Annotated in this window: 9 protein-coding genes; 3 read left to right on the forward strand and 6 right to left on the reverse strand. The window is 69.6% G+C overall.

The genetic code is table 11. The annotated features are described in order from the left end of the window. The 4 genes from ACHFGS_RS12360 to dut form a co-directional block, all read right to left on the reverse strand. Nucleotides 1-620: aconitase family protein (locus tag ACHFGS_RS12360; RefSeq protein ID WP_394289498.1), on the reverse strand; the 620-nt coding region annotated here is incomplete at its 3' end. Between the two features lie 135 nt (nt 621-755). Continuing rightward, a complete protein-coding gene (locus ACHFGS_RS12365) occupies nt 756-1,502 on the reverse strand; it encodes a DUF3159 domain-containing protein (protein WP_394279202.1) in 747 nt (248 codons plus the stop codon). After that, nucleotides 1,499-2,080 carry a DUF3710 domain-containing protein gene (locus ACHFGS_RS12370; protein WP_394279203.1) on the reverse strand — a complete coding sequence of 194 codons (582 nt, stop codon included), beginning with the start codon at nt 2,078-2,080 and terminating at the stop codon, nt 1,499-1,501. Before ACHFGS_RS12370 ends, ACHFGS_RS12365 begins: the two co-directional genes overlap by 4 nt. Next, nucleotides 2,077-2,526, reverse strand: a complete 450-nt coding sequence (dut, locus tag ACHFGS_RS12375) for a dUTP diphosphatase (RefSeq protein ID WP_394279204.1) — start codon at nt 2,524-2,526, stop codon at nt 2,077-2,079. Before dut ends, ACHFGS_RS12370 begins: the two co-directional genes overlap by 4 nt. A 12-nt stretch (nt 2,527-2,538) precedes the next feature. On the opposite strand from dut, the gene ACHFGS_RS12380 reads away from it, so the two are divergent. Next, nucleotides 2,539-3,015: a DUF3093 domain-containing protein gene (locus ACHFGS_RS12380; protein WP_394279205.1), complete on the forward strand. Its 477-nt coding sequence runs from the start codon at nt 2,539-2,541 to the stop codon at nt 3,013-3,015. Nucleotides 3,016-3,051: 36 nt separating this feature from the next. Here the strand turns inward: ACHFGS_RS12380 and ACHFGS_RS12385 are convergent, their stop codons facing one another. Next, nucleotides 3,052-3,342, reverse strand: a complete 291-nt coding sequence (locus tag ACHFGS_RS12385; RefSeq protein ID WP_394279206.1) for a DUF4193 domain-containing protein — start codon at nt 3,340-3,342, stop codon at nt 3,052-3,054. A gap of 258 nt (nt 3,343-3,600) precedes the next feature. On the opposite strand from ACHFGS_RS12385, the gene sepH reads away from it, so the two are divergent. After that, nucleotides 3,601-4,632 (forward strand): septation protein SepH, encoded by a 1,032-nt coding sequence (gene sepH / locus ACHFGS_RS12390; protein ID WP_394279207.1) that lies wholly within the window; start codon nt 3,601-3,603, stop codon nt 4,630-4,632. Nucleotides 4,633-4,660: 28 nt separating this feature from the next. Here the strand turns inward: sepH and ACHFGS_RS12395 are convergent, their stop codons facing one another. Next, complete coding sequence (locus tag ACHFGS_RS12395) at nt 4,661-5,797, reverse strand: alkaline phosphatase family protein (RefSeq protein ID WP_394279208.1); 1,137 nt, start codon at nt 5,795-5,797, stop codon at nt 4,661-4,663. Between the two features lie 88 nt (nt 5,798-5,885). Here ACHFGS_RS12395 and ACHFGS_RS12400 point away from each other — a divergent pair. After that, nucleotides 5,886-8,263 (forward strand): DNA topoisomerase (ATP-hydrolyzing) subunit A (locus tag ACHFGS_RS12400; protein ID WP_394289499.1); only part of this gene is annotated, 2,378 nt, incomplete at its 3' end.

Below are 8,263 nucleotides of genomic sequence, written 5' to 3' on the forward strand. Positions count from 1 at the left end.
CTACTCTTCCGATCTTGACTGTAGGCGCGGAGCACACCGTCGACGGAGCGGTCGTAGATGACCTTCGCGAGGTGCTCGATATTCACCTGGTGAACGATGCCGGTGCCCGGGGGGACGACCTTGAAGTCGTCGAACGCCGTCTGGCCCCAGCGGAGGAACTGGTAGCGCTCACCGTTGCGCTCGTATTCGATCTCGACGTTGCGCTCGAGCGCGTTGTCCGAGCCGAAGAGGTCGGCGATGACGGAGTGGTCGATGACCATCTCGGCCGGCGACAGCGGGTTGATCTTGTTCGGGTCTCCCCCGAGGGCGGTGACGGCCTCGCGCATGGTGGCGAGGTCGACGATGCAGGGGACACCGGTGAAGTCCTGCATCACCACGCGAGCCGGGGTGAACTGGATCTCGGTGTTCGGCTCGGCGTTCGGGTCCCATTCGCCGAGGGCCTGGATCTGCTCCCGGGTGACGTTGGCGCCGTCCTCGGTGCGGAGCAGGTTCTCCAACAGCACCTTGAGGCTGAACGGGAGCTTCTCGTAACCGGCGACCGTGTCGATACGGAAGATCTCGTAGTCGGTGTCGCCGACTGTCAAAGTGCTTTTGGCACCGAAGCTGTCAACAGTGGACACGTGTGCTCTCCTTCATCGGCGGGCGCAGGCGCGCACGGCCTGCACTCCCATCTTCCCCGCGCTCGTCGTCGGCGGCTAGTGAGGCGCGCCTTACTCGTGGGCTGGAGGATTTATCTTGATATCAAGATAAATCTATCACGCAGTCGGGCGCGGGTAGATCCCCCGGACGGCGAGCCACGTGACGGCCACCATCGGCGCGAACAGCGGCAGGCCCATGATGAGTTTCAGAGTGCCGAGTGCGGCCACCTCACCCGCCAAATAGAGCGGGAACTGCACGGCCAGGCGCGCGAAGAACAGACCCGCCCAGGCGATCGCGAGCCAGAAGAACACCCGACGCTTCCGACGGTCGGCGCGCCACGTCACGCCCTCGTTCATGAGGAACCCGACCATCAGGCCGATGAGCGACCAGCCGATGAGCGCGGAGATGAGGAAGGCCGATCCGTACACCGCGTTCGTGATGAGCCCGGGGACGAAATTGTCCTCGCCACGGCCGGTGAACAGCGCCAGCGCCGCTGCGGCCGCGGCGGCGACCAGCCCTCCGAAGGCCGCGGCGATCGGTGAGCGCTGCAGCAGGCGGATCGCGGTGAAGACGACAGCCAGTCCCACGGACCCGGCCAGAGCGACGATGAGGTTCTGCGACGTGACCGTGTAGAGGATGACGAAGGCGAGGCCCGGCAGGACCGACTCGGCCACACCGCGCCAGCCGCCCATGGCTCGCCAGACCACGTGCCCGGTCGTCGCTTCGGCCTGCGGGTCCAGCCCCGCTTTCAGCGCCGCGCTGCCGAGCGCTTCGCCGAGGAGGTCCGAGGCCGACGGCGGCGGCGGGGGCGTGAGGTCCGGATTCCCGGACCCCGGCTCCCCCGGACGGACGGGATCGCTCATGCGCCGGGGGTGGCCGGCATCTTCAGCGGGATGAGATCACGCGGCGGCATGGGCGTGCCACCGCGCACCACGACGAGGGACCGGAAGAGGTCCTCGATCTGCGCGGCCGCTTCGAGGTCGCTCGCCGCGGCGCCGCCGATGACGCCACGGAGGAACCAGCGCGGCCCGTCGACACCGACGAATCGAGCGAGCCGCTTGCCGGCGTCGCCCTCTGCGCCCACGACGGGCACCTCGGCGAGCAGCTCGGGTCCGAGGGGACCTTCGCGCTCCTCCACACGCCCGCCCTGCTGACGGATCTGCTCACGGATCTGCGCGCGCGTCTCCTCCCAGAGTCCCGCCGAGCGAGGCGCGGCGAAGGGCTGCACCTGCAGGGTGGAGCCGGCGTAGTCCAGGCCGACGGCGACGATGCGCTTGGTCTGCTCCTCCACCTCCAGCCGGAGGTTGAGTCCCTCGCGCGGGAGAACCTTCACGCCGCCGAGGTCGATGTACGGCCGCACCGGATTAGCCTCGGTCTCGTCGAACGGGCCGTTCTCGGCGCGGTCTGCGGGAGCGGATTTCAGTGCGAGCTCATCGCTCATGCGGTGTGTCCTGTCGTGTAGCCGGTGGATCCGAAGCCGCCTTCGCCCCGCGCGCTGTCGGGCAGGGTCTCGACGGGAAGGAAAGTGACGCGCGGAAGCGCCATGATGATCAGCTGTGCGATCCGGTCACCCGGAGCGACGTCGAACGCGTTCGCGGCATCCGTGTTCAGCAGGGTGACTTTGATCTCGCCGCGGTAGCCGGCATCGACCGTTCCGGGCGAATTCAGCACGGTGATGCCGTGCTTCGCGGCGAGACCGCTGCGGGGGACGACGAACGCGACGTAGCCGTCGGGCAGGGCGATCCGCACGCCGGTGCCGATCTGTGCGCGCTCACCCGGTTCGAGGTGCGCGGACTCGGTGGCCACGAGATCTGCCCCCGCGTCGCCGGGGTGGGCGTACACGGGGACGTGGGCCGAGATAATGGGAACGTCCACGGAATCCATCACCCCCCGAGGCTAATGCACAACGTCGCCCCATCCACGCCCGCCTCCGCCGCCTACAAAGAGCGGCTGAGCCCGTCGCTGTGGATCCTCGCGAGCGCCGCCGTGTGCGCACCGATGGCCGCCATCGTCTTCAGCCCCATCGACGGCACGCTCGCCCTCGTCGTCGGGCTGATCGTCGGCGTCCTCATCGTGGTGACCCTCGTCGCGGCGGCGCCCACCGTCGCAGTGAAGGACGGCGTGCTCCGGGTCGGGCGCGCCCATATCGGCGTCGACCTGCTGGGCGCCCCGGAGGTGCTCACCGGCGAGGAGGCACGCGCCGCGCGCGGGCGTGAACTGCGTCGGGACGACTGGCACATGCTTCGCGGCGGCATCGACGGCGTCGTGCGCGTCGCGGTGCTGGACGACGACGACCCCGCCACGCACTGGGTGTTCTCGTCTCGCACACCCGAGCGGGTGGCGGCGATGATCACCCGCGCGCAGCGGGGCCGCTGATCCGTCAGGCCTTCGTCGGGCCGCACGGAGGGTTCGTCAGGCGCACTCGGTGCAGATGGCACCGATGGAGCTCTGGTGGTCGATCTGGGTGCGGTGCTTCACGAGGAAGCACTCGACGCAGGTGAACTCGTCGTCCTGCGGCGGCAGCACGACGACGTCGAGGTCGACGTCCGAGAGGTCGGCGCCGGGGAGCTCGAAGCCCGAGGGGTTGTCGGAGTCCTCGACGTCGACCGAGCCCGACATCTTGTCCGGAACGCGCTCCTTCAGTGCCTCGATCGACTCGCTGTCGTCTTCGGTCTTCCGGGGGGCGTCGTAGTCCGTGGCCATTTCTGGGATGTCTCAACTTTCGGGTGTTGCTGTGGTGGTTCGGCGGGCGGTGCGGGAAGCCCAGCCCGACTCGGGCGGGCATAGTTTGCATCACCGGCCCGGGAAAGGCAAATGTCGGTTCTCACCGTCACTTCTTTCAGGGGGATGCCAGCGCAAACTCGCGGCACGCCCGCGATATTCCCTCCCCCGCGAACGGGTCGTGCGACCATGGGCGCGGCAGGTCGACATGGGCCCACGCTGGATCTGGAGGACGTTCGCATGGAGCAGCTCAAAGTCATCGGCACCGAAGATGGTCAGCTGATGCTCGCGACGGAATCGGGCGACCGTTTCTCGCTGCCGATCGATGAGGCCCTGCGCTCCCAGTTGCGTCGCGTGCAGCGTGACGCCGAGCCCCGCGCCAACCGTCCGAGCCCTCGCGAAATCCAGGCGCACATCCGCGCCGGCATGTCTGCGGAAGAGGTCGCGGAGCTCCTCGGCGCACGCCTCGAGGACGTTCAGCGCTTCGAAGGGCCCGTCCTCGCGGAGCGCGAGCACATCGTCGGGCAGGCGCTCGCGGTGACCGTGCTCATCGGCGGCGAACTCGACCCCGGCGCGCAGCCGACGTTCGGCAACGCCGTGCGGGCCAAGCTCGCCGAGGCCGGAGCCACGGGTGAGCGGTGGACCAGCTGGCGCGAGCAGAACGGCTGGGTCGTGAAGCTGGAGTTCACGGCGAACGACGTCGACCATGACGCCCGCTGGAGCTTCGACCCCCGCCGCTCGACCCTGTCACCGCAGAATTCGGATGCCACACAGCTGTCGCGTCAGGGATCACTCCCCGAAGGTCTCATCCCCCGCCTGCGCGCTCTCGATTCCTCCGCCTTGAAGGATTCGTCCCGCTTCGACAGTGGCGCGTTCGGTGTCCGCGGTGCCGTGGAGCCGGAAGCGGACGCCGAGCCCGAGTCTCGCGGGGCCTCGTCGGCGGCCGTGCAGCAGGCGGCGATCAAGCGCGCTCCCGACGCTCCGGTCACCTCCGCGGAGACCGCTGACCTTCTGGAAGCTCTTCGTCGTCGCCGCGGTCAGCGCGAGCCGATGCCCACCGAGACCGCGCCGGAAGAGCGTTCCTCGTCGCCCGTCGCCCTGTTCGACGCCCTCGAGCCCGGCTACGAGCAGAAGTCGGCCGAGCCGGAGGCGCCCCAGGCGTCCGCTGACGTGGATGCCGATGCACCGACCGAGCAGACCCGCCGCAAGGGCCGCACCTCGATGCCGTCATGGGACGAGATCGTCTTCGGCGCCCGGACCGAGGACGGCTGAGCCGAACGGCTGACGCGGCCGACGCGCGTCAGCGCTCGGGCGCGAAAGCCCCGAGGCGCACCAGCGGCACGACGCGCTCCTGGTCGGTGAGCGAGCCGTGCTGGCCCACCATGTTCTGAGGCTTCTTGTCGGCATCCCGGTCGTCGTAGTACGCGACACCGGCACGCGCGGCGACGACCACGTCGCCGATGCGGGGCAGCACGTCCGGGTGCACCGGACCGAACAGACCCGCGGCGATCGCTTCGTCACGGGAGAGCACCCACGACCGTGAGGACTCCGACGCCCGCCACCGCTCGAGCACACCGTCGACGGCGCCGTCCTCCGCGTAGAGGTGCACCATCCGCGGCTCGCCTCCGACCAGGCGTACACCGTCCCACAGCGGATCGCCGTCGCCGATGAGAAGCTGACGGTGCCGCGGCACGTCGACCATCCCGTGATCGGCGGTGAGCACGGCACCGGCGGCCGAGCCGAGCGACGCGTCGAGATCGCGCGCAGCGGCGTCGACCTGCTCGAGCGCGGCCGACCATTCGTCGCTCTCCCACCCGCGCGCGTGGCCGATCATGTCGAGCTCGGGCACGTAGGCGTAGACCAGGGCCGACGGATGTCGCAGCGCCAACTCCGCGGCCATCTCGACGCGTTCGGCGATCGAGCCTGCACTGACGATCTCGGCTCCGCGGTTCAGCGCGCGCGTGAAGCCGCTCGAGACGTATACGGCCTTCGTGACGACGAACACGGGGCGCCCGGCGCGGGCCTCCCGCTCCCAGATCGGCTCGCTGCGCTGCCACGTGAGCGGATCGAGCCCGTCGGTCTCATATCCGCGAAGCTGATTGACGACCTCGTCCGTCCCGGGAACGCGGGCGCGATATCCGACCAGTCCATGCGCTCCGGGGCCCTCGCCGGTCAGGAGGCTCCCGAGGGCGGCGGCGGTGGTCGAGGGGAACACCGTGCGCGCGGCATCCTTCTTCGTCATCCGCTGCGTGAGGAAACGGGCGTGCCCGGCACGCGCGGTGAGATTCGAACGGCCGAGCCCGTCGACCAGCAGCACGACGGCCGAGCGAGCCGGCGCGAACCACGACGACTGCCCCGCCAGAGCGGCCAGGACATGCGGGACGACGCCGGTGAGGCTCCGGGCTCCAGGCGGGTCCACGGGTAGGCTGAGAGACATCCGGGCAAGTCTTCCACACGGCACGACGGCCCCTGTCCCGACGCATGCGCCGGGCGACTGACCCCCTCACCCGAGACCGATCGAGGACATGGCAGCTTCGCGCACCCCCTCCACTCCGCCCGTCGACGAGCGCATCGAGGACATCGACCTGGCCGAGGAGATGCAGGGATCGTTCCTCGAGTACGCGTATTCGGTGATTTACTCGCGAGCGCTGCCGGACGCCCGCGACGGCCTGAAGCCCGTGCAGCGTCGCATCCTGTACCAGATGGCCGACATGGGCCTCCGGCCCGACAAGGGCCACGTCAAGAGCGCCCGCGTCGTCGGTGAGGTGATGGGAAAGCTCCACCCGCACGGTGACTCCGCCATCTACGATGCACTCGTCCGCCTCGCGCAGAGCTGGTCGCTGCGCGTGCCGCTCATCGACGGGCACGGCAACTTCGGCTCACTCGACGACGGCCCCGCCGCCCCGCGGTACACGGAAGCGCGCCTGGGCCCGGCGGCTCTGGCGCTCACCGAGAACCTGGACGAGGACGTCGTCGACTTCGTCCCGAACTACGACGGTCAGTTCCAGCAGCCCGATGTTCTCCCGGCTGCCTTCCCCAACCTGCTTGTGAACGGTGCGACCGGCATCGCGGTCGGAATGGCCACGAACATGGCACCCCACAACCTCATCGAGGTCGTCGGCGCCGCCGTGCACCTGCTCGAGAACCCTGAGGCGACCCTCGACGAGCTCATGGAGTTCGTGCCGGGCCCAGACCTGCCCGGTGGCGGCGTCATCGTCGGTCTCGACGGCATCAAGGACGCCTATGCGACCGGGCGTGGGTCCTTCCGCACCCGCGCCAAGGTCTCGGTCGAGCCGCTCGGCCCCCGCCGGACGGGTCTGGTCGTCACCGAGCTGCCCTACATGGTGGGCCCCGAGCGTGTCATCGAGAAGATCAAGGATGCCGTCAACTCGAAGAAGCTCACCGGGATCGCGGACGTCACCGATCTGACCGACCGCAACCACGGCCTGCGCCTGGTCATCGGCATCAAGACCGGCTTCGACCCGAACGCCGTGCTCGAGCAGCTCTACCGGCTGACACCGCTCGAGGACTCGTTCGGCATCAACAACGTCGCCCTCGTCGAGGGACAGCCGCAGACGCTGGGCCTGAGGGACCTGCTGCGGGTCTACCTCGACCACCGCATGCAGGTCGTGACGCGCCGCAGCCGGTACCGTCTCGCCCGCAAGCAGGAGCGCCTGCACCTCGTCGAGGGTCTTCTCATCGCGATCCTCGACATCGACGAGGTCATCCAGGTGATCCGCTCGTCCGATGACAGCGAGCAGGCTCGCTCGCGCCTCATCGATGTCTTCGACCTGTCACAGGTGCAAGCCGAGTACATCCTCGAACTGCGACTTCGCCGTCTGACCAAGTTCTCGCGCATCGAGCTCGAAGCGGAGCAGGACGCGTTGAAGGCGGAGATCGCCCGCCTGGAAGAGCTCCTCGGCAGCGACTCGCTTCTGCGCGCGCAGGTCGCGACCGAGCTGGATGCCGCGGCCGAGGCGTACGGCACGCCGCGGCGGACCCTGCTGCTCAACGGCGGCCCCGTCGCGCCCCGCTCTCGGAAAGCCGCCCCCGCCGACCTCCAGATCGCCGATGCCCCGTGCCGGGTCTTCCTCTCGGCGACAGGCCGCATGGTGCGCGCCGAGTTCGTTCCCGATGTCGAGGGCGGCGGCATCGTCCCGCCCTCGCGGCGCGCGAAGCACGACGCGATCCGGTCGGCCGTGGACACGACCACCCGTGGCGACGTGGGCGCGGTCACCTCCACCGGCCGCCTCGTTCGCTTCTCCCCCGTCGACCTGCCCTCGGTGCCCGCGAACTCGGTGCAGCTGGGGGCCGGAACGAAGGCGGACGCCTACGTCGGTATGGCCCCCGGCGAACACGTCGTCGCGATCGTCCCGCTCACCGGCGATGCCCCGATCGCCCTGGGCACGGCGCAGGGCGTGGTGAAGCGGGTCATGGCCACCGAGCTCGCCCCCGGCAAGCCGGACGCGGAGATCATCGCACTGAAGCCGAAGGACACCGTCGTCGGCGCCGCCCTCGCACCCGACGACACCGAGCTGGTGTTCGTCACGAGCGACGCTCAGCTGCTGCGCTTCGGAGCCGACGCGGTCCGCCCGCAGGGTCGCGCCGCGGGCGGCATGGCCGGCATCCGCCTTACGGCCGGGGAGCGTGTGATCTCCTTCATGGCAGTTCGCGCGACCGATGACACGGTCGTCGCGACGATCGCCGGGTCGTCGCAGGCGCTGGCTGGAACGGATCCGGGCTCGGGCAAGGTCTCCGATTTCACCGACTTCCCACCCAAGGGGCGCGCCACCGGAGGCGTCCGCGCACAGCGCTTCCTGAAGGGCGAAGACACGCTGACCCTCGCGTGGATCGGCGACGAGCCGCGCGCGGTCGGCCCCGACGGCGCCGTGCGCACCCACAG

It is taken from the genome of Microbacterium sp. (assembly GCF_043427715.1).
Taxonomy (GTDB): Bacteria; Actinomycetota; Actinomycetes; order Actinomycetales; family Microbacteriaceae; genus Microbacterium.